The organism is Acinetobacter sp. YH01019, from assembly GCF_013420285.1.
GTDB classification, from domain to species: Bacteria; Pseudomonadota; Gammaproteobacteria; order Pseudomonadales; family Moraxellaceae; genus Acinetobacter; species Acinetobacter gandensis.
This window is the reverse complement of the sequence record NZ_VOYM01000010.1, coordinates 17,076-38,153: the sequence shown is the minus strand read 5'-3', so window position 1 is coordinate 38,153 and position 21,078 is coordinate 17,076. Positions and strand designations below refer to the sequence as shown.

At 38.8% G+C, this 21,078-nt stretch carries 19 protein-coding genes; 13 read left to right on the top strand and 6 right to left on the bottom strand.

Annotation, left to right across the window (positions count from 1 at the left end):
* Positions 1-53 precede the first annotated feature (53 nt).
* Positions 54-782, bottom strand: coding sequence for a UMP kinase (pyrH, locus tag FTT84_RS04295; RefSeq protein WP_067762497.1), 729 nt, complete (start codon positions 780-782; stop codon positions 54-56).
* A 45-nt stretch (positions 783-827) separates the two neighbouring features.
* Positions 828-2,171: a 30S ribosomal protein S12 methylthiotransferase RimO gene (rimO, locus tag FTT84_RS04290; protein WP_067762495.1), complete on the bottom strand. Its 1,344-nt coding sequence runs from the start codon at positions 2,169-2,171 to the stop codon at positions 828-830.
* A 352-nt stretch (positions 2,172-2,523) separates the two neighbouring features.
* On the opposite strand from rimO, the gene glnL reads away from it, so the two are divergent.
* A complete protein-coding gene (gene glnL, locus FTT84_RS04285; RefSeq protein ID WP_067762493.1) occupies positions 2,524-3,630 on the top strand; it encodes a nitrogen regulation protein NR(II) in 1,107 nt (368 codons plus the stop codon).
* On the top strand, positions 3,620-5,095 hold the full coding sequence (glnG, locus tag FTT84_RS04280; RefSeq protein WP_067762491.1) for a nitrogen regulation protein NR(I): 1,476 nt from the start codon (positions 3,620-3,622) through the stop codon (positions 5,093-5,095). Before glnL ends, glnG begins: the two co-directional genes overlap by 11 nt.
* A gap of 73 nt (positions 5,096-5,168) precedes the next feature.
* On the opposite strand, the gene FTT84_RS04275 is transcribed toward glnG, so the two are convergent.
* The 3 genes from FTT84_RS04275 to mnmG form a co-directional block, all read right to left on the bottom strand.
* Positions 5,169-5,495, bottom strand: a complete 327-nt coding sequence (locus tag FTT84_RS04275) for a hypothetical protein (RefSeq protein ID WP_067762489.1) — start codon at positions 5,493-5,495, stop codon at positions 5,169-5,171.
* 128 nt (positions 5,496-5,623) lie between these two features.
* Positions 5,624-6,829, bottom strand: a complete 1,206-nt coding sequence (mhpT, locus tag FTT84_RS04270; RefSeq protein WP_067762487.1) for a 3-(3-hydroxy-phenyl)propionate transporter MhpT — start codon at positions 6,827-6,829, stop codon at positions 5,624-5,626.
* A gap of 357 nt (positions 6,830-7,186) precedes the next feature.
* Positions 7,187-9,067 (bottom strand): tRNA uridine-5-carboxymethylaminomethyl(34) synthesis enzyme MnmG, encoded by a 1,881-nt coding sequence (gene mnmG / locus FTT84_RS04265; protein WP_180080083.1) that lies wholly within the window; start codon positions 9,065-9,067, stop codon positions 7,187-7,189.
* Between the two features lie 265 nt (positions 9,068-9,332).
* Between mnmG and FTT84_RS04260 the strand changes: the two genes are divergently transcribed.
* From FTT84_RS04260 to FTT84_RS04215, 10 genes are all read left to right on the top strand, one after another.
* On the top strand, positions 9,333-9,683 hold the full coding sequence (locus tag FTT84_RS04260) for a hypothetical protein (RefSeq protein ID WP_067762483.1): 351 nt from the start codon (positions 9,333-9,335) through the stop codon (positions 9,681-9,683).
* A 152-nt stretch (positions 9,684-9,835) separates the two neighbouring features.
* Positions 9,836-10,726, top strand: coding sequence for a bile acid:sodium symporter family protein (locus FTT84_RS04255; RefSeq protein WP_180080080.1), 891 nt, complete (start codon positions 9,836-9,838; stop codon positions 10,724-10,726).
* A 97-nt stretch (positions 10,727-10,823) separates the two neighbouring features.
* Entirely contained in the window at positions 10,824-11,693 is an 870-nt protein-coding gene (locus tag FTT84_RS04250) for a bile acid:sodium symporter family protein (RefSeq protein WP_180080077.1), read from the top strand.
* A gap of 142 nt (positions 11,694-11,835) precedes the next feature.
* Positions 11,836-12,738 (top strand): 50S ribosomal protein L11 methyltransferase, encoded by a 903-nt coding sequence (gene prmA, locus FTT84_RS04245; protein WP_067762477.1) that lies wholly within the window; start codon positions 11,836-11,838, stop codon positions 12,736-12,738.
* Positions 12,739-12,756: 18 nt separating this feature from the next.
* On the top strand, positions 12,757-13,638 hold the full coding sequence (locus FTT84_RS04240; RefSeq protein WP_180057602.1) for a DUF3426 domain-containing protein: 882 nt from the start codon (positions 12,757-12,759) through the stop codon (positions 13,636-13,638).
* A gap of 392 nt (positions 13,639-14,030) precedes the next feature.
* Positions 14,031-14,300: a DNA-binding transcriptional regulator Fis gene (gene fis / locus FTT84_RS04235; protein WP_001086304.1), complete on the top strand. Its 270-nt coding sequence runs from the start codon at positions 14,031-14,033 to the stop codon at positions 14,298-14,300.
* Between the two features lie 95 nt (positions 14,301-14,395).
* A complete protein-coding gene (gene purH, locus FTT84_RS04230; RefSeq protein ID WP_067762594.1) occupies positions 14,396-15,970 on the top strand; it encodes a bifunctional phosphoribosylaminoimidazolecarboxamide formyltransferase/IMP cyclohydrolase in 1,575 nt (524 codons plus the stop codon).
* Between the two features lie 132 nt (positions 15,971-16,102).
* Positions 16,103-17,386 (top strand): phosphoribosylamine--glycine ligase, encoded by a 1,284-nt coding sequence (purD, locus tag FTT84_RS04225; protein WP_180080074.1) that lies wholly within the window; start codon positions 16,103-16,105, stop codon positions 17,384-17,386.
* An 84-nt stretch (positions 17,387-17,470) separates the two neighbouring features.
* Entirely contained in the window at positions 17,471-18,304 is an 834-nt protein-coding gene (locus FTT84_RS04220; protein ID WP_180080071.1) for a TIGR02391 family protein, read from the top strand.
* A complete protein-coding gene (locus tag FTT84_RS04215; protein ID WP_257223355.1) occupies positions 18,297-18,863 on the top strand; it encodes a GNAT family N-acetyltransferase in 567 nt (188 codons plus the stop codon). The genes FTT84_RS04220 and FTT84_RS04215 overlap by 8 nt, the downstream gene beginning before the upstream one ends.
* A 255-nt stretch (positions 18,864-19,118) precedes the next feature.
* Here FTT84_RS04215 and FTT84_RS04210 read toward each other — a convergent pair whose 3' ends face one another.
* Entirely contained in the window at positions 19,119-19,439 is a 321-nt protein-coding gene (locus FTT84_RS04210; RefSeq protein WP_067762568.1) for a pyrimidine/purine nucleoside phosphorylase, read from the bottom strand.
* A 734-nt stretch (positions 19,440-20,173) separates the two neighbouring features.
* Here FTT84_RS04210 and FTT84_RS04205 point away from each other — a divergent pair.
* Entirely contained in the window at positions 20,174-21,046 is an 873-nt protein-coding gene (locus FTT84_RS04205; protein WP_180080068.1) for a MetQ/NlpA family ABC transporter substrate-binding protein, read from the top strand.
* Positions 21,047-21,078: the final 32 nt, after the last annotated feature.

Here is a 21,078-nt window from a genome sequence, read left to right as displayed (position 1 = left end):
GATGTAAATTCTAAAATAGTCTGTAGTATAAAGAGCTTTCAGGCTCACGTACATTAGTTAGTAACGTGAGTACCTTCTTTTTCACCCATTACCACTGAAAGCAATGAACCAGATTTGTTCATATCAAATACTTGAAGTGGAACATTGTGGTCACGACATAAACAGATTGCTGTTAAGTCCATTACACCAAGTTTCTCATCAAGTACTTGATCAAAGGTCAATGTGTCATATTTCACAGCATCTTCAAATTTGCTTGGGTCTTTGTTATAAACGCCATCAACTTTTGTTGCTTTCAAAATAAGGTTGGCTTCAATTTCGATACCACGTAAGCATGCTGCTGTATCTGTTGTGAAGAATGGGTTACCTGTACCCGCAACGAACACACACACTTCACCACGAGTTAGGTGGCGAATGGCATCACGACTTGAATAAGACTCAACCACAGTACCAATTTCAAGTGCTGACATTAAACGTGTTTTTATGTTACGACGAACCAAAGCATCACGAAGTGCTAGACCATTCATCACAGTCGCCAACATACCCATTTGGTCACCTGTTACACGGCCAACCAAACCGTCTTTTTGCAACTGGCTACCACGATAAAGGTTACCACCACCAACAACAATACCGACTTGAACACCTAGACCCACTAAATGTGCAATAGCAAGTGACATCTGGTCTAAAACTTGAGCATCAATACCCATGTCTTTATTGCCAGCAAGTGCCTCGCCAGAAAGCTTAAGCAAAATACGTCCAAAGCGTGGTTTTTTAGAATCCAGCATCATCTACTCCGAATTATTCAATCTCAATTATTTTTTGTGAATGGTTTAGGCTGTTTTAACTGAAATAAGTTTAGCAAATAAGTCATACTCATCTGCATCTGTGATTTCAACTTCGAGTAAATCACCCGCTTTAATCACGGACTTATCAATATCTTCAACAAAAACGTTACCATCAATTTCTGGCGCATCCGCATACGAACGTGCAACCGCAACTGGGAATTCTTCTTCCAAGTCGTCGACAAGTACAGTCATTTTTTGACCAATACGTTTTTGTAATTTCGCTGCTGAAATTTCTTGCTGAACTTGCATGAAACGTTCATAACGTTCTTGCTTAATTTCTTCAGGCACATGATCTGGCAAATCGTTCGCTGTTGCACCTTCAACCGGTGAATATGTGAAACAACCTACTCGATCAAGCTGCGCTTCTTTCAACCAATCAAGCAACATTTGGAAGTCTTCTTCCGTTTCGCCTGGGAAGCCAACAACAAATGTCGAGCGAATCACAAGGTCTGGACATTTTTCACGCCAAACATTTAAACGTTCCAATGTATTTTCACTATGAGCTGGTCGCTTCATCAATTTTAAGATGCGCGGACTGGCGTGTTGAAAAGGAATGTCTAAATATGGCAAGATTTTGCCTTGCGCCATCAAATCAATTACTGCATCTACATGCGGGTATGGATATACATAGTGCAAACGCACCCAAATACCCAATTGACCTAATGCTTCACACATGTCAAAGAATTTGGTTTTGACTGGCTGACCGTTCCAGAAGTCTAATTTGTATTTAGTATCAACACCGTAAGCAGAAGTATCTTGTGAAATTACTAGAACTTCTTTTACACCTGCTTTTTTCAGTGCTTGCGCTTCGCTTAATACTGAACCAACTGGGCGAGAAACCAAATCACCACGCATGCTTGGAATAATGCAGAATGTGCAACGATGGTTGCAGCCTTCTGAAATTTTCAAATACGCATAATGCTTCGGTGTTAATCGAATACCCTGCTCAGGAACAAGATCAATAAATGGATTGTGTTTTGGTGGCTCAGGCACGTACTCGTGCACAGCTTCCATCACTTCTTGATATGCTGCTGCACCCGTAACTTTCAAAACGTTCGGATGCATTTGGCGAATTTTGTCTTCATCTTTACCCAAACAGCCAGTCACAATGACACGACCATTCGAGTTCATCGCTTCACCAATGGCGTCTAGCGACTCTTGTACTGCAGATTCAATAAAACCACAGGTATTAACTACTACTAAATCAGCACCATCATAATCTGATGCTACATCATAACCTTCAGTCTTTAACTGAGTTAAAATTCGTTCGGAATCTACCAACGCCTTAGGACAACCTAAAGAAACAAAACCGACTTTGGGGGATTTCATGAATCTGCGCTCCACTATAATCCGCGTATTGTATGTCTTTTCTGTGGATAAAAACAGTTGAAAAGCCCACTCTTTATATCACGCACCAAAATAACGCTATAAATTCATCCATATAATTTATGACGCACCATTTTGAGTCATTTTTGATTTACAGTCGGTTTTGAATCGGCTATACATTTTATTCAGAGTCTTAAATAGGCGCATTTTATTAAATAAGCATCAAAACTTAGCGTTATAGACATAAAGTTGGCTTGTATCTTGCATAACTTGCATCAATTCAAACCTTATTAAAGATAACGATTTGCTTTATGAAGATGCCATTGCGCCATTTTAAGACAGGAACCTCTCGCTAATGGATCAAACTATGACTATTGATTACCGGCTTTTAGTGGACAATTTAACCACTGCCATTTTATTGGTCGATAGTAACCTGAATATTTTTTATTTAAATTCGTCTTGTGAAGCCCTTTTTGACATCAGTTTATTACGTGCATCAGGACAACCTGTGCTTAATTTATTAAGCATGCCTGATGATGAGTTCAATACCCATGATGCTTTAATTAATACTTTAACTACAGGTCAACACTACACGCGTCGTGAAGCAACAATAAATGTTAATTTTAAAGACATCCATGTCGATTATACCGTTTCACAATTAAATTCTGGTAAGCCTTACCATCCGCTGTTGATTATCGAACTTAATCAAATCGATCGCATGTTAAAGATTTCCAAAGAAGAAAACTTTATTCAACAACACCAAGTCGCACGCCAACTTATTCGAGGCGTCGCACACGAAATCAAAAATCCTTTGGGTGGTATCCGTGGAGCTACGCAGCTTTTAGCTCGTAGTTTAAATGATCCAAAATATAGCGAATTTACCGACATTATTATCAGTGAAGTTGATCGCTTACGTAATCTTGCTGACACCATGCTGGGCTCTCGCCAGCTTCCAAGTTATGAGCCAGTAAATGTACATGAGCCACTAGAACGTGTTCGCTCATTGATTGTCAATCAAACCAAGAAAAAAATTAAGATTACACGTGATTACGATTTATCTTTGCCAGATGTCTTAGCGGATCGAGATCAATTAATTCAAGTGATGCTCAACATTAGCGTCAATGCCGTGCAAGCAATGACTGAGAACAAAGAGTTTTTCGTCGATCATCAACCTGAACTCACATTACGCACACGGATTCAGCGCCTTGTTACTATCAATGGCGTATTGAAGCGCTCAGCCGTCCGCATAGATATTGAGGACAATGGGCCAGGTGTACCAGAAGAAATATTAGAATCGGTGTTTTATCCATTGGTCACAGGACGTGCGAAAGGCACAGGCTTAGGATTAAGTATTGCTCAAAATATTATGCATCAACATAACGGAATGATTGAATGCCAATCAGTTCCAGGAAAAACAGTCTTTAGCTTATATTTACCTTGGGAGTCAGATCATGTCGCGTAATAAGATTTGGGTCATTGATGATGATCGCGCCATGCGTTGGGTGCTAGAAAAAACATTCAAAGAAGAAGGTTTTGATGTCACCAGTTTTGAAGAAGCACAATCCGCTTTGGATCAATTAAGTGTTGATGCACCAGATGTCATTTTGACTGACATCCGCATGCCGGGTATTGATGGACTTACCTTCTTAGGTAAAGTTAAAGGTAACTATCCTGACCTACCTGTCATCATTATGACAGCACATTCAGATTTAGAGTCTGCGGTTTCAAGCTATCAAACAGGTGCTTTTGAATACTTACCAAAGCCATTTGATATTGATGAAGCTTTAGCACTCGTTAATCGTGCAATTTTACATATTGCAAAATTACAGCAGCAAGAATCAGCAAAAACAGTACAACCAATTCAATCGACTGAAATTATTGGTGAATCCCCTGCAATGCAGGAAGTGTTCCGTGCAATTGGCCGTTTATCACAATCTCATATCACGGTGTTAATTAACGGTGAATCAGGTACAGGTAAGGAACTTGTTGCACACGCACTACATAAGCACTCGCCACGTGGTAATAAACCGTTTATTGCCTTAAATATGGCTGCAATTCCAAAAGACCTGATTGAAACTGAATTGTTCGGCCACGAAAAAGGCGCATTCACTGGCGCAAATACACAACGTCAAGGCCGCTTCGAGCAAGCCAATGGCGGCACTTTATTCCTTGATGAAATTGGTGATATGCCATTTGAAACGCAGACACGACTACTTCGTGTTTTAGCAGATGGTGAGTTCTACCGCGTTGGTGGACATATTCCTGTTAAAGTTGATGTGCGTATTGTTGCTGCAACACATCAAGATTTGGAAAAATTGGTTCACGAAGGTCGTTTCCGTGAGGACTTATACCACCGTCTAAACGTGATTCGCATTCACATTCCAAAACTTGCACACCGCTCTGAAGACATTCCAATGCTTGCCCAACACTTCTTAGCAAGTGCAGGGAAAGAATTAGGTGTTAGCCCGAAAATTCTTCGCCCTGAAACGCAAGAATATATGCAGAAACTTCCTTGGCAAGGTAACGTTCGTCAGCTTGAAAATACCTGTCGCTGGTTAACTGTAATGATCACAGGACGTGAAGTTTATCCTGAAGATCTCCCTTCTGAACTGAAACAAATTCCAATTCAGGGCAGCGACGGTAATCCAGTTGTTCAAGGCATTGACCGCATTGGTGTACATCATTGGGATGAACTACTTGGTCAGTGGGCTGTTCAAAAGCTTAAAAACGGCGAAATGAAAATTCTCGACATTGCCACCCCCATGTTTGAACGCACATTGATTAATGCCGCACTTCAACAAACACGCGGACGTAAGCGTCACGCTGCTGAGCTTTTAGGTTGGGGCCGTAATACCCTAACGCGAAAACTAAAAGAACTTGGCATGGATAGCGCCGAAGATGATGTAGAAGAAGAAATCGAAAGTTAATTCAACTGTAAAAAAGCCAGTGTTATCACTGGCTTTTTTATGTGTATGAATACTTAAATAATCATTCTTAAATTTAAGCAATAAAACCCACATAGCGTGAATAACCTTCCACACCTAAATCCGACTTATAAATTTTAAACTCAGAATAGCTTGATGCCGCAATTTCGCTAAACATATGGTACTGATCATCATTGGCATGTAAATCATCTACTGTGTGCTGCATAGTCTGTTCAAACTCATCAGTGATGTATTCAAAACCAATATCCATCGCAATAAACAGCACATGCTCACACGGCTGTACATATTGTTCTTCTACCCAATCAATGACCTGCTGTTGACAATGCGGGCACTGAATATTATCGGATGGAGAAATGTCGAGTTCGATCAATTGATATGACATAAATAGTTAAATTCAGCTGTATTAAACACATTCTATCAAAACTTCAATTCATCTCACTGCATAACGTGCAAAAAAAGGAGCCGAAGCTCCTTTATCTATACAATTAAAACTAAATTACCGCTTTGAGCTTATTTCTTTAACGATGCTTTGTAGGCTGAAAGAGCTGCAACCGCAACTGCAGATAATGCAATACCGGGCGCACTCGCAATCAAGATACCTGTCGTACCTAAACCAAGTGCCAAAATCTTACCTGTGAGCAATGGTCCTGTCATCGCACCCAATCGTCCTAGAGAAATCGCACTTCCCACGCCAGTCACTTTACCTGCTGGCGTATAGAAAATTGGTGAAATGCCATACAAAATCGATTGACCGCCGGTAGAGAAAATCCCGCCCATAATCCCTGCTGCAATCAACACAGGAATCGAGTTAGTTGTGAACAAGACAAACAACGCGATAAACAAGCCTGTATAAATAATAGCAGCCATTTGCCACAATTTGAGTCGATCTAGCAAATACCCTAAGCCAAGCGTACCAATCACCGCACCGACTTGGAACATTAACATAATCATGAATGCTTGTTGTTTTTCTAAACCTTGCTCCATCAATAAGTTTGGCAACCAACTGATCAAGATATAGTTCACCATCAAGGTAAAGAAAAAGCTTACCCAAAGCGGCAACGTATATTTATAACGTTGTTCCGCAAATAAAATTTGCGCCATAGGTGGTACTGCTTCCGCACTCACCGTCTCGACTTTTTCTTTACGTTTATCTTTAAGAATCACTGCCATAAATGGAATGAGCACCAACGGTGTCAAGCCACCAATCAAAAATAATGTATGCCAAGAGATGTCTTTAAAAAGCATACCCAAACCAGCCACAAAGATTGCGCCAACAGGTAAGCCACAATACATCAAGCTATTTAAACGACCACGGTTTTCTTCTGTTGCTTCATCACCCACTACTGAAATCATGGTCGGCATTGCAGCACCCAACCCCAAACCTGTAAAGAAACGTGCTATGTACAAAACTTCAATACTTGGCGCGACTGCCGTAATCGACATGAACACACCAAAGATGAAAATAGACAACATGAGCACTTTTTTCTGCCCCATGTAATCTGCGATACGCCCCCCAAAGAACGCACCAAATAACATACCAAACACACCTAAACTAAATACATAACCCATTTGCACTTGGTCTAAGGAAAATGTCGCTGCAATTCCTTTCGCAGCAATACCGGGCGCTTGCAGGTCAAAACCTTCAAAAAATGCGACCCAGAAACACAAAAATACCGTTAGAAATTTTTGCATTTTTCCCGATTGTTGATTTGCCATAATCGAACTCCATTCATTGAACGTATAGATGGTCATACGCTATGGCATGCAGTGTCTGCTTAATTTAAATGAATAAATACCACTACAATGGTCGGAATTAGTATGAGTAATACAACATGATTAAGACCTAAAACTTTGTATAACAATACATTTAGCATCTAAATAGTTTATTTTTTATTTTAAATACAATAAGTTAATTAAAGTAAAGATTTTATTGATCGAACTATAGCTAAAACTAATGGTGGTGAATAAATCTTTATTTTCAGATGAATGCCTTAACTACAAGTAGAACACTTTAAAATCACTCAGATATAAAAAAACCCGCATTAAGCGGGCTTTTTTATATCAACTAAAATCTTAAGCAGATTTTTTCGCTGCATTATTCTTACGAATGGTAATCATCACCAATTGAACTGCTGCTGGTGTTACACCTGGAATACGGCTCGCTTGCGCCAAAGTTTCAGGACGAACATCTTTCAATTTCAGTGTAATTTCACGAGATAACCCAGAAACCACATCATAATCAAAATCAGCAGGAATAAGTGTTTCTTCAAGACGTTTCATTTGAGCTACATCTTCACGTTGACGGTTAATATAACCATCATATTTCACTGCAATTTCAATTTGCTCACCAACAAATGCTGTCACTTTTGAATCTGTTAATTCAGCAATTTGAGCAAAATTAATATTTGGACGCTTTAACAAATCAATCGCAGAACATTCTTTAGACAGATCTGCACCAGTCATTTCGATAAACTTCTTACCCATTGGGTTGTTTGGCGCAGCCCAAAGATGCTGTAAGCGACCTTTTTCTGTTTCAACAGCTTCCATTTTTTGGCAGAACGAATCCCAACGTGCATCATCCACTAGACCCATTTCACGGCCAATCGCAGTTAAACGTTGATCTGCATTATCTTCACGCAGCATCAAACGGTATTCGGCACGTGAAGTAAACATGCGGTACGGTTCTTTGGTACCCAAAGTAATCAAGTCATCTACGAGTACACCCATATACGCTTCATCACGTTTAGGTGTCCATTGCTCTTGATCCCATGCACGACGTGCAGCATTTAAACCTGCAAGCAAACCTTGTGCACCCGCTTCTTCATAACCTGTAGTACCGTTAATTTGACCTGCAAAATACAAATTATTAATGGCTTTGGTTTCTAAAGAGAATTTCAACGCTTGCGGATTGAAATAATCGTACTCAATTGCATAACCCGGACGAAGAATGTGTGCATTTTCCATACCACGAATCGAGCGAACCAATTCAAACTGAACATCAAATGGTAGTGATGTTGAAATACCATTTGGATAAAGCTCGTGCGTATCTAAACCTTCAGGCTCTAGGAATACTTGGTGCGAGTCTTTATCTGCAAATTTATGAATCTTATCTTCAATTGATGGGCAGTAACGTGGACCTACACCTTCAATTTTACCTGTGTACATTGGTGAACGATCTAAACCACCACGAATAATATCGTGGGTACGCTCATTGGTATGTGTGATGTAACAGTTAATTTGTTCTGGGTGCATTGAAGCATCACCCATGAATGACATGGTCGGCGATGGAAAATCACCAGGCTGTGCTGTCATTACTGAGAAATCAACTGAGCGTGCATCGATACGTGGTGGCGTACCTGTTTTCAAACGACCCACAGGAAGTTTCAATTCACGAAGGCGCGCAGCCAAAGAAATTGAAGGAGGATCGCCCGCACGACCACCAGATGCGTTGTTTAGACCGATGTGAATCACACCACCTAAGAATGTACCAGTCGTCAGTACAACTGTTTTTGCATCAAAGCGAATACCCATTTGGGTAATAACGCCTTTAACGGTATCGCCTTCAACAATTAAATCATCAGCAGCTTGTTGGAAAATATCCAAATTTGCTTGGTTTTCTAAAGTTTCACGAATTGCAGCTTTAAAACGGACACGGTCTGCTTGCGCACGTGTAGCACGTACTGCAGCACCTTTACGTGAATTCAGAATACGGAATTGGATACCACCTTTATCGGCAGCCAATGCCATTGCACCGCCCAATGCATCAATTTCACGTACAAGGTGAGATTTACCAATACCACCTATGGCTGGGTTACAGCTCATCTGCCCTAAAGTCTCAATATTATGAGTTAAGAGTAAAGTCTGTCGACCCATACGTGCCGCAGCAAGTGCTGCTTCTGTACCTGCGTGACCGCCGCCGATAACAATGACATCGTAAACTTTAGGATAATGCATAGTGGTAAAGGAGAATAAAAAAGAATGACGGAAGATTATAGCAAAAAATCAGCCATAAGTTGACTGATTAACTCGATTTTATTGTGTCGGTTGCTTTACCGAGTTTCAGGCTAATTCCAAGCATTTCATTTATACACATACATAATTTGCATATTCCATATAAAACTAAACATATTTCTTGCAAAAGTTACCCGATCAATGTTGTTTTATTCTGATTATTTTTTATTCTGTTATAGATCCCATGAGAATCATAAGGAAGATAAGCATGAATAAGAATATTTTGCTCTCTACGGTTTTATGCGGTTTATGTTTTGCCCCACTCGCTGCTTCAGCCAACGATAAAGTTGAGAAAGTTTATGATGCTCAACGTTATCAACAAGTCTGTAAGGGTAAAAGTCAGGGGGCACAAGTTTCATTTGCTTACCGTGGTATTATCTGGAATGGTACTTGCGAACCACAATTCTTTAGCTCAAGTAAAAATGTGAAGTTACATGGTGAAGAGCCTGAGCTATTAAGCACATGTAGCGCAGATGCTAAAGCAACTACAGCCACTATTGATGGTCAAGAAATTAAAGGCAAATGTGCTCTTGGTTTCACACCACCTCGCCCTAAATAAATCGATGTTTTTGCTCTAAATATCGACTATTTAACACATCAAAAAAGAAGCGGGTAAATCATCAATTTTTACTCGCTTTATTTTATTGCTTATTTAAAAAACTTAGTTACACTGAAAATATATTAAAAAGGATAATAATATTAGGAAATTCCATGGATTCGGGATTATTCGCATTTTTTTTGCCTATTGCATTGGCCATCATGATGATGGGCTTAGGCTTAGAACTTTCTATTAAAGATTTTCTTCGGGTTGCTCGCTATCCTAAAGTTATCTTTATAGCACTGTTTACTCAATTGATTGTATTAACCAGCATAGCATTTTTATTATGCAAACTGTTAGAACTTCCTCCTTTATTATCAGTAGGTTTAATGCTATTGGCTGCATCTCCAGGTGGTGCAACAGCAAATGCTTTTAGCTATATTTATAAGGGAGATGTTGCACTCAACATTTCTATCACTGCGATTAACTCGCTGATTTCTTGTTTTACCCTACCTTTTATTGTGAGCTTATCCATTTTACATTTTCTTGGTGAGAACACTGAAGTCAATATTCCAATTGAAAAAATCACCCAAACATTTTTAATGATTTTCATTCCTGTATGTATCGGTATGTTGATTCGCAACACATTACCCAATTTGGCACAAGCGATTAGTAAGCCAATGCGACTATTAACCATCACGCTGCTTACTTTAATCTTTTTGATCGCAGTCGTTCGCGAACAAAGCAATATCATAAGCTACTTTACCAACGTAGGAATTGCCACCTGCTTATTATGTTTTAGTGGCCTATTCTTAGGATATGTCATTCCATTTTTGGCTGGGGTGCCCGAAAAACAAGCACGTGCTTGCACCTTTGAAATTGGCATTCACAATACGGGGATTGCTATTACCATCGCACTCAGTGTTTTAGGAAGTACAGCAATTGCGATACCTGCTGGTGTCTACTCGATCTTTATGTATGTCTTAGCCACATTATTTGGTTTTATTTTAACACGTCGAGGCAGTTACTTAATTCAAGCTCGCAACACAGAAGCTTCTCACTAATTTTAGCAACTTTTATAAATAACAACTTTGAAAAATAACACCGCAATACGGATGTAGGCGGGAATCCACTTAACATATGTCATGGAGCACAATAATTATGGATTCAGGAATTATTACGGTCTTATTACCTTTAGCCCTTGCCTTTATTATGATTGGCTTAGGCCTTGAACTAACACCCAAAGACTTTGCGCGAGTCACTAAACACCCCAAAGCAGTGCTCATTGCACTTTTTTGCCAGTTGGTGTTACTCGTAGGGATTGCCTTTCTTTTATGTAAATTATTGGCTCTACCACCGTTATTAGCTGTAGGTTTAATGCTACTTGCTGCATCACCGGGTGGTAGTACAGCTAACCTATTTAGTTACCTTTTTAAAGGTGACCTAGCATTAAATATCACATTAACAGCTATTAACTCAATTATCGCTGCAATCACACTACCGATTATTGTTAATTTTTCCATTATGCATTTCATGCAAGATGGCCAACAGATCAGCTTACAGTTCAGTAAAGTACTGCAAGTTTTTAGCATTATTATCATTCCAGTATGTATTGGCATGCTTATTCGTCACTATGCGCCAAAACTGACTGAAAAACTGAATAAACCTCTGCGTATTTTTGCTGTAGTGTTTTTGATCCTCATTATTATTGGTGCGATTTACAGCGAACGTGAAAATATTGCCACGTACTTAACCCAAGTGGGCTTAGCAACTGTGCTCTTTTGTATATTCAGTTTATGTATTGGCTATTTTGTACCACGTTTCTTTGGCATCAATAGTGCACAATCACGTGCATGTGCCTTCGAAATCGGTATTCACAACAGTACACTAGCAATGACTATTGCATTAACCGTTATTGCCAATTCAGCGGTTGCTATGCCCGCAGCTGTATATTCGATCTTTATGTATATCTTTGCGGCTATCTTTGGGTATCTCATTACACGTTTTGCTCCACTTCCAGCAAAAGCATAATAATGAATGATTTTTGGCTTCAAATGATAAAAAGGATGCGCAATGCATCCTTTTATTTTAAGTGAAAATACATAATCTATAGCTGCAACTTGCCGAGTTCCGTTACAATAGCTTTTTTATAAAACACATTTAGGTTATTTCCGTGAAGTGGTTACAAATTCATATTACTGTTGAGCAAGCTCAAGTTGATTACACCGAAACACTGTTAAGCTCATTAGGCGCAGTAAGTGTAACGCTGGATGATGCTGAAAATCAGGATTTACTTGAACCACTTCCAGGCGAAACGCCACTTTGGAATAAAGTAATCGTTACTGGTATTTACGCACAAGAAGACGATGAAGAAATAGATGTTGCCGCTTTAGAAACATTTATTAAAGCGCAAATGCCCGATGCACCGATGCGTAGCGAATTCCTTGAAGATCAGGAATGGGAACGTACTTGGATGGATGCTTACGAACCAATTCAAATTGGTGAGAAATACTGGATTGTTCCAGAATGGATGGAAGCTCCTGAAGCTGATGCAGTTAATATCAAATTAGATCCAGGTTTAGCATTCGGTACAGGCAACCATGCTTCTACATTCTTATGCTTACAATGGCTAGGCAAAACAGATGTTAAAGATAAAATCGTCATCGACTACGGCTGTGGTTCAGGTATCTTAGGCGTTGCAGCATTACTTTTAGGCGCTAAAAAAGTTTATGCAACAGATATTGACCCACAAGCAGTTCTTGCAACCAAACAGAATGCTGAATTGAATGGCGTACTAGATCATTTATATGTCGGTTTGCCTGAAGAGTTCAATCAAGAACTTGCTGGACAAAAATCAGATGTGTTTGTTGCCAACATTCTTGCAGGCCCTTTAATGGCATTGGCGTCAGAATTCGCAACTTTAATTAAATCTGAGGGTGAGTTCGCACTTGCAGGTGTAATTGAAGAGCAAGTTTCTGATGTTTCTAGTGTTTATTCTGAATTTTTTGATATATTAGACGTAGAAAAACGTGACGAAAACTGGTGCCGAATTTCAGGTAAGCGCCAAAAGTATTAAAACCTAAAATGTGTACCTATGAGCGACAAACTGACTAACTGCCCTACTTGTTCTACTACATATAAAGTATCTGTTCCACAGCTTACTGTTGCTCAAGGTATGGTGTGTTGCCCTAAGTGCTCCACATCATTTAATGCATTGTCACATTTGGTTGTAGATAAAGTCTTGTCTTTATCTACACCATCACCAAAAGATGAAAATAGTTCCAAGACCAAAACTATTGATGTCAATCAATACAATATTGACCACAGTGCTATTAAAGAACCTGAAGCCCCAACACATGCACTATTAAAGTTATTCGATCAAAAAGTAGAGAACTCGAATATTGATTTAAAAACCTATTTAAACAACCTTAACTATTTTAGTACTGAGCCTATTGGTAACTTACCTGCGGTCAATTGGGCAGAACAAGCGGAAAGAGAGAAAAAACGCTCTCCACTCAATTATCTTGGTTGGGTCACTGTTAACTTATTATTGTTTGGTGCATTGATATTCCAATTTTTTTGGTTTAATCCGCAATACCTGAAAAATAGTCCAATTATGGGCGCTGCGTTCACAGCAGTTTGCGATGTATTTAATTGTTCACGTCTTGAAGAACATTACAGCCTTATTAGCACTAAAAAAGTTAAAGTACGTAGTACTGGAAATAAAGAAACAAAATTTAGTGGTGAGATGATTAATTATCACGATCGAAGTCTGGCTTTACCCGTTATGAAGATAACTTTAAAGGAAAATGGCGGTGATATTGCGAATTACCAACTTCTGCCAGAAGAATATTTGGCGAAAAGCTTACATGGCATTCAGCGCATTCCAAAAAGTAGTCCATTTAAATTCGAATTTGTGCTGCCAGTTGCACGTAAAAGCTTCGATAATTATTCAATAGAATTGATTCGCCCCTAATATTGGAAAAAACTATTAAAAAAATAAAAAAAACCTAAAAAAAATGCAGTTTTCTTGCTCACTTTTGCTTAGACAATGGTATGATACGCGCCACGAAAGCTTTGTGCTGCAAACTCCTCGCTAAATTTTCACAACAAATACAATCCCAACCGTGCGCTTTATAACTTATCGCGTATTGAGTAGATTTTTTGTTTGATTTTTAGGCTATAACAATTATTAATCTATTGTTACGCTTATTTTTCGATCAATTTTGCGAGTTGTGTCAAGCTACAAGTAATGTACAAGTTTTAGAACTCCGACTTAGGAACTAAAACGGAGTTCATTAATGTTTATAGACCATTTTTAACAAATCACTTTACCCAAGTGATATTTGATTTTTCGGATTAATTCGCATGAATAGCAAATCTCCTATTTTTACTGCACAATCTGATGTCGCTCTTCGTATTCACGTAGATCGCGCAGTTCGCCATTACTTTGCACAATTGCAAGGCGAGCAACCATCTCAGGTATACGACATGGTGCTGGCGGAAATGGAGAAGCCTCTTCTATCTGTAGTTCTTGAATATACGCGTGGTAATCAAACCCGCGCTGCTGAGATTCTCGGCTTAAACCGTGGTACTTTACGTAAAAAGTTAAAAGCTCACGGTTTAATGAGTGAATAAATGATAAAATGCTTGCGGCTTCCGCAGGCATTTTTTTTAACCTGTATTTTGCTAATTTTGTTTTAATCTGTTCCTTGAAAACTGTGACGAAGATCATGACTATTAAACGCGCTTTAATCTCTGTGTCTGACAAGACTGGTATTGTTGAATTTGCACAAGAACTTGCTGCTCTAGGGGTAGAAATTTTATCTACTGGCGGTACATACAAATTGTTGAAAGACAATAATGTTGCCGTAGTTGAAGTTTCAGAGCACACAGGTTTCCCAGAGATGATGGACGGCCGTGTAAAAACGCTACATCCGAAAATCCATGGTGGTATCTTAGCTCGTCGTGGTCTAGACGAAGCTGTAATGGCTGAACACAACATCGATGCAATCGATTTAGTTGTGGTAAACCTTTATCCATTTGCTGCAACTGTAGCTAAACCAAACTGTTCACTTGCTGATGCAATCGAAAATATCGACATCGGCGGTCCTACTATGGTTCGCGCTGCTGCGAAAAACCATGCTTCTGTAGGTATCGTAGTAAATGCATCTGACTATGGAACTGTTGTTGAAGAGTTAAAAGCTGAAGGTTCACTTTCACATGCAACTCGTTTTGACTTAGCGGTTAAAGCATTTGAACATACTGCACAATACGACGGCATGATTGCTTCTTACTTAGGCGCACGCGTAGGTAAGGAAGAAGGTCAAGCAGATAAATTTGCGCGTACTTTCAATACTCAATTAAATAAAGTTCAAGATTTACGTTACGGCGAAAACCCACATCAGTCTGCTGCTTTCTATGTAGAAGACACAGCAACTGAAGCATCTGTTTCTACTGCGAAACAACTTCAAGGTAAAGAATTATCTTATAACAACATCGCAGACACTGACGCAGCACTTGAATGTGTAAAATCATTTGCTAAGCCTGCATGTGTCATCGTAAAACACGCGAACCCATGTGGTGTTGCAGTTTCTCTAGACGGCATCAAAGCGGCTTATGACCTTGCTTATGCAACTGACCCTGAATCTGCATTCGGCGGCATCATTGCATTTAACCGCGAATTAGATGTTGCAACTGCGCAAGCGATTGTTGACCGTCAATTTGTTGAAGTGATTATTGCTCCAAGCGTTGCTGAAGGCGTGCTTGAAGTGACTGGCGCGAAGAAAAACGTACGTGTACTCGTATGTGGCGAGCTTCCTGCAATCACTGAACGTAAAGCACAGTTAGATTACAAACGTGTAAATGGCGGTTTATTGGTTCAAGACCAAGACTTAGGCATGATCACAAAAGATGATCTTAAAGTTGTGACTAAACGTGCGCCAACTGAAGCAGAAATTGATGACTTAATCTTTGCTTGGAAAGTTGCGAAATACGTTAAATCTAACGCGATTGTTTATGCAAAAGGTCGTCAAACCATTGGTGTTGGCGCAGGTCAAATGAGCCGCGTAAACTCTGCTCGTATTGCTGCAATTAAAGCTGAACATGCTGGTTTAGTGGTTGAAGGTGCGGTAATGGCATCTGACGCATTCTTCCCATTCCGTGATGGTATTGATAACGCTGCAAAAGCGGGCATCAAATGCATTATCCAACCGGGTGGTTCTATGCGCGATGAAGAAACAATTGCAGCAGCTGATGAAGCTGGTATTGCAATGGTCTTCACTGGCATGCGTCATTTCCGTCACTAAGTTGGCAACGTGATCATGACAATTAAGCACAGTTTTTTGCTTAATACACTAGATTTCTAATCTTGCATAAAGTCCTCTCCTGCTTTCAGGTTGAGGACTTTATGTCATTTTCGATTCATGGAGTATGAACCGATGAATATTTTAGTTTTGGGTAATGGCGGTCGTGAACATGCATTGGCATGGAAAATCGCGCAAGATGACAAAGTCGCAAAAGTATTTGTAGCACCAGGTAATGCAGGTTCTGCAACTGAAAATAAATGCGAGAATGTTGCACTAAATATTTTAGACAATGCTGCGATTATCGACTTTGCTAAAAACAATGCAGTTGATTTAATCGTAGTTGGCCCTGAAGCTCCATTAGTTAATGGTGTGGTTGATGCCTGCCGCGAAGCTGGTGTAAAAATTTGGGGCCCAACTCAATTTGCTGCGCAGCTTGAAGGTTCGAAAGCATTTGCGAAACACTTCTTAAAACGCCACAACATTCCTACTGCGTTCTATGATGTATTTACAGAGGTAGATGCAGCTAAAGCATTTGTAGAGAAAAATGGCGCGCCGATTGTGATTAAGGCTGATGGTCTTGCTGCAGGTAAAGGCGTAATTGTTGCCATGACCAATCAAGAAGCATTTGATGCGATTGATGACATGCTGGCTGGCAACAAATTTGGTGATGCTGGTTCACGTGTTGTGATCGAGGAATTCCTTGCTGGTGAAGAAGCATCTTTCATTTGTATGATCGATGGCGACAACATTTTGCCAATGGCAACGTCACAAGATCACAAGCGTATCTTTGAAGGCGACCAAGGTCCGAACACTGGCGGTATGGGTGCTTACTCTCCTGCGCCTGTCGTAACTGCTGACGTGTTTGAAAAAACCATGAATGAAGTGATGCGTCCTACCGTTGAAGGTATGAAAAAAGACGGTCACGTGTATACAGGTTTCTTATACGCAGGCTTGATGATTGATGAACAAGGTCAACCTAAAGTGATCGAGTTTAACTGTCGTTTTGGCGACCCTGAAACTCAGCCAATCATGATGCGTTTAAAATCATCTTTGGTTGATTTAGTTGAAGCTGGTATTGCTGGTAACTTACCAAAAGAAGCTGAATGGGATGAGCGTAAGACTGTAGGTATTGTACTTGCATCTAAAGGCTACCCAGAAACTTCTAGCAATGGTGATGTAATTTCAGGTTTAGACACTGAAATGGCAGATGCAAAAGTGTTCCATGCAGGTACGAAAGCCAATGAAAATGGTGATATCGTGACTGCTGGCGGTCGTGTACTGTGTGTGACTGCGCTTGGCAATACCATTGGTGAAGCACAAGCAAAAGCATTAGAACTTTGCCAAAAAGTAACGTTTGACGGCGTTCAATACCGTAAAGATATTGGCTACCGTGCAATTGCTCGTGAAAATGCTTAATCTATTTTAAGTATTAAAAACCCCGCTAAGTGCGGGGTTTTTTGATATATTTAATTAAACATATCAAAAAAATACTATCTAAAAATGCTCTTTAATTTATTTAATCAACCATCTGAAGAAATACAATATTTAGGTACTCCATATACTCAAGATTGTTTAGAAGCTATTGGCTTCATTCTCCAAACTCAAACTTATATTGAAAAAGCATTACTTTTATCATGTGATCATGAACACGCTTATTTAATTAAATCCCATAGGAGTACATATATTATTCGTTCAGGATTTACTTCTGGATATCAAGGTGAAGGACCTAAAGGCCTTGCCTCATCACTTCAACTCTTTTTAAAACATAATATTGAAGTTGAAGAAATTAATATTTCTAAAAAAATAATGAAGAAAGTTAATCAAGCTTCATTATCAGATAATGAATTAGAGAGTATTTTAAAAATAAAATACATCAGACCTCTTCAAATACATGAATATATCTATGCAATCTATAACACACTAGAATACCAAATCAAAAATGACCGCTACTACCCAACAGAATTACCCTACCACTTGATTGATTCTCGAATTTTAGATCTTGCTCTTAAGTTTAACGATGATCCTAACCGCTCAATTTTTAATGCTTTTATAAGATTAGAAAATATTGTTCAAAAACGTGTAAATAGCGATAAACATTCATCAGCATTATTCGAATACGCATTCTGCACAGAAAATCCTCCATTGATCTGTAAGAGTGGCGATAAAAAAGCGTCTCAAGCCACAGGAAGACTTTTTCCTAATATATATAAAGCTTTCAGAAACGAACATGCTCATAATGAAGTATCAAAGTCACTCAAGACATCAATCCGTGAATTTTTACTTATTAATGAGCTTTATCTATTAGAAAGAGGATCAGTTAAAAATGATGATTGATATGGAAAAATCCACCCAACCCCCTCGCCTAATCCTTCGCCAATGGCAAGACTCCGACACTGCACCATTTATTCAAATGTGCGCAGATGAAGAAGTCATGCGTTACTTCCTTAAAAAGCTCAATGCTGAGGAAGCCACTGCATTTCTGCAACGTTTAAAAGATGCCATTGAAACACGTGGTTGGGGCTTATACGCAGTTGAGCTAAAAGCTACAGGCGAATTTATTGGCTTTATTGGTTTACACATCCATCCACCTGAGTTTGAAATAGCAGATGCCCCTGAAATTGGTTGGCGATTACTAGCGCAATACTGGCATCAGGGCTATGCAACAGAAGGTGCAAAAGCAGTACTCAAACATGCTTTTAGAAACTTAAGATTAGATAAAGTTATTTCCTTTACAGCAAGTTTAAACACTCCATCAGAACGTCTCATGCAACGCATTGGTATGGAAAAAGTCCGTGAATTTAATCATCCACTAGTACCAGCGGATCATCCATTAAACCATCATGTGCTCTATGAAATACATCGTAGTGATTATTTGCACATCCCCTTTTGCTGAAGTAAAAGAAAAGTATTCAATATAGTTAGCAAGCACTAAAAGCTAATGACATTAATGCAGACTATAGATTTGCAGTGTGTGCAACCTTAGGCGAAACACTTTTAAACAAATAGATTTAGAGAATAAGAAAAAAGTCTCTTTTATTTGAGGGTGATCTAAGAACGTAAAGACATTGCTTAGTGTGCAATTGCTCATAGAATGCGTAAAGCATTTTTCAAAGAATATGAATATGAAAGACCCTTCAAATTTGGTGTTTTATTCAAAATGACATACATAGTCCACAACCTCTTTGGCTTGTAGCCTAAATATGCTCCCCTGACTAGCGGTAAAAGACTCACCTTCCCCATACAATCGATATGCACTTTCATCATCTATTTGTACGAGACATTGTCCGGAAACTATTTCCATGCGTTCATTCACATGTACTTCGAACACTAAAGGTTGTGGTGAAGGTAAGATGACACCTATTGTTTTTCTAGTCCCATCCTGCATATGCAAGACATGACTAATTGAACGACCACCATAATGTATCGTTGGTTTCTTAGTCACAGAAACAAAATCAAACTGTCTAGACATACTCGATCTCATTTAAAATTTATTTAACTTTTACTCTTCTAACCCACTCAAACTTACAATTTAATGTCTAATTTTTATACATTATTTTGAAAATTTTCTAATTGTTTTTCCAAGGACTTTTTATAAAGCGTGCTATTTCATTTTTTAAAAAGCATCCAAACATTTATTGGGTCTAAACTAAAAATATCGTTCGCTACTAAGATAAGTTGAAATTGTTACATATTTACGAATCACTCAAGCAAAGCGATAAGTGGAGTTTTTGATGTACCAAACATTGAGCAATTGAGTAATCGCATTATTTCAGTTTTATATCCAATTTTCAGCTTTGCATTGTAGAAAATCTTATATAGCAGTTAAGGATATAAAACTAGAAGAAATTTCAAATTTAATAAACACAATATATTGTTTTTACGATTGTTTTAGAAGAATTCTAATTTTCTTAAGCATTAATTCATATAAATACACTCACTTTAATCACTATAATGCATAAAAAAATCTTGTTATGATTGCGCTAACTTTTTGATATCACTCATAGTTAAGCTCTTAGACTCTGAAAAACATAATAATTTTTCTTGCCAATAAAGTGACTTAATTATACTGATATCGCATTGCATCAAAATATGACCGTCTTTTATGATTGTCTTTAAAATCAGATGTAATGATTTAAACAGAATTAATCTCTCTATTCAGATTGATAAATTTAAAATGATGTTAAGTTTATCTGGGATGAACACATGAAAAAGCTCCTTGGTCTTGTTTTAGGTCTATCAGTTGGCTTGTCTGGCTGTGGTAAACAAGAAGCACCTGCAACTGATGCAACACAATCAACAGATAATGCTGAAGTTCAAACAGTTACAATGGCATCTACAGGCTCTGATGCTGACATTTGGCGTTACATTGCTGGCCTTCCTGAAACTAAGGAAGCTGGCATCAAGCTTGAAGTGAAAAACTTCACTGATTACGTGTCTATGAACACCGCTGTAGCGAATAAAGAAATCGACGTGAATGCATTCCAATCTTATGCATACATGGTTGCGTTTAACGACAACAATAAAGATAAAATTGCCCCACTTTCTACAACTTACTTAGAACCAATGGGTATCTATTCAAGCAAAGTTAAAAAACTTGATGAGTTCAAAACTGGCGCAACAATTGCGATTCCAAACGATGGCGCAAACGAATCACGTGCATTGTTACTGCTTCAATCTGCTGGCTTAATCAAACTTAAAGCAGACTTTGATGACGTAAAAGGCACACCTGCTGATGTAACTGAAAACGCGAAAAAAATCGTGATCAAACCGATTCAAATGGCAACTGCTGTTCGTGTTAAAGATGAAGTAGATGCAATTGTTTTGGGTAATACCCTTGCAATGGAAGGTGGTTTAAACGTATTGAAAGATGCTGTGTACTATGAGCCAATCGATCAAAGTACAAAAATGAATGTGAACATTCTTGCTGTTGCAGCTGACCGTCAAAACGATCCTGTATTACAAAAAGTAGGAGCGCTTTACCATACCCCTGCAGTCAAAGCTTATATCGATGAACACTTCGGTGGTACTAAAATTGATGTAAATAAACCAACAAGCTACCTCACTGAAGCAAAATAGTAATATAATTTATTCAAATAAACAGGCAAAGT

What these genes read in the sequence shown, in the direction of transcription:
- pyrH (WP_067762497.1), bottom strand. Translation starts at nt 782, where the DNA reads ATGCTGGATTCTAAAAAACCACGCTTTGGACGTATTTTGCTTAAGCTT.
- rimO (WP_067762495.1), bottom strand. Translation starts at nt 2,171, where the DNA reads ATGAAATCCCCCAAAGTCGGTTTTGTTTCTTTAGGTTGTCCTAAGGCG.
- glnL (WP_067762493.1), top strand. Translation starts at nt 2,524, where the DNA reads ATGGATCAAACTATGACTATTGATTACCGGCTTTTAGTGGACAATTTA.
- glnG (WP_067762491.1), top strand. Translation starts at nt 3,620, where the DNA reads ATGTCGCGTAATAAGATTTGGGTCATTGATGATGATCGCGCCATGCGT.
- FTT84_RS04275 (WP_067762489.1), bottom strand. Translation starts at nt 5,495, where the DNA reads ATGTCATATCAATTGATCGAACTCGACATTTCTCCATCCGATAATATT.
- mhpT (WP_067762487.1), bottom strand. Translation starts at nt 6,829, where the DNA reads ATGGCAAATCAACAATCGGGAAAAATGCAAAAATTTCTAACGGTATTT.
- mnmG (WP_180080083.1), bottom strand. Translation starts at nt 9,067, where the DNA reads ATGCATTATCCTAAAGTTTACGATGTCATTGTTATCGGCGGCGGTCAC.
- FTT84_RS04260 (WP_067762483.1), top strand. Translation starts at nt 9,333, where the DNA reads ATGAATAAGAATATTTTGCTCTCTACGGTTTTATGCGGTTTATGTTTT.
- FTT84_RS04255 (WP_180080080.1), top strand. Translation starts at nt 9,836, where the DNA reads ATGGATTCGGGATTATTCGCATTTTTTTTGCCTATTGCATTGGCCATC.
- FTT84_RS04250 (WP_180080077.1), top strand. Translation starts at nt 10,824, where the DNA reads ATGGATTCAGGAATTATTACGGTCTTATTACCTTTAGCCCTTGCCTTT.
- FTT84_RS04240 (WP_180057602.1), top strand. Translation starts at nt 12,757, where the DNA reads ATGAGCGACAAACTGACTAACTGCCCTACTTGTTCTACTACATATAAA.
- fis (WP_001086304.1), top strand. Translation starts at nt 14,031, where the DNA reads ATGAATAGCAAATCTCCTATTTTTACTGCACAATCTGATGTCGCTCTT.
- purH (WP_067762594.1), top strand. Translation starts at nt 14,396, where the DNA reads ATGACTATTAAACGCGCTTTAATCTCTGTGTCTGACAAGACTGGTATT.
- purD (WP_180080074.1), top strand. Translation starts at nt 16,103, where the DNA reads ATGAATATTTTAGTTTTGGGTAATGGCGGTCGTGAACATGCATTGGCA.
- FTT84_RS04220 (WP_180080071.1), top strand. Translation starts at nt 17,471, where the DNA reads ATGCTCTTTAATTTATTTAATCAACCATCTGAAGAAATACAATATTTA.
- FTT84_RS04215 (WP_257223355.1), top strand. Translation starts at nt 18,297, where the DNA reads ATGATTGATATGGAAAAATCCACCCAACCCCCTCGCCTAATCCTTCGC.
- FTT84_RS04210 (WP_067762568.1), bottom strand. Translation starts at nt 19,439, where the DNA reads ATGTCTAGACAGTTTGATTTTGTTTCTGTGACTAAGAAACCAACGATA.
- FTT84_RS04205 (WP_180080068.1), top strand. Translation starts at nt 20,174, where the DNA reads ATGAAAAAGCTCCTTGGTCTTGTTTTAGGTCTATCAGTTGGCTTGTCT.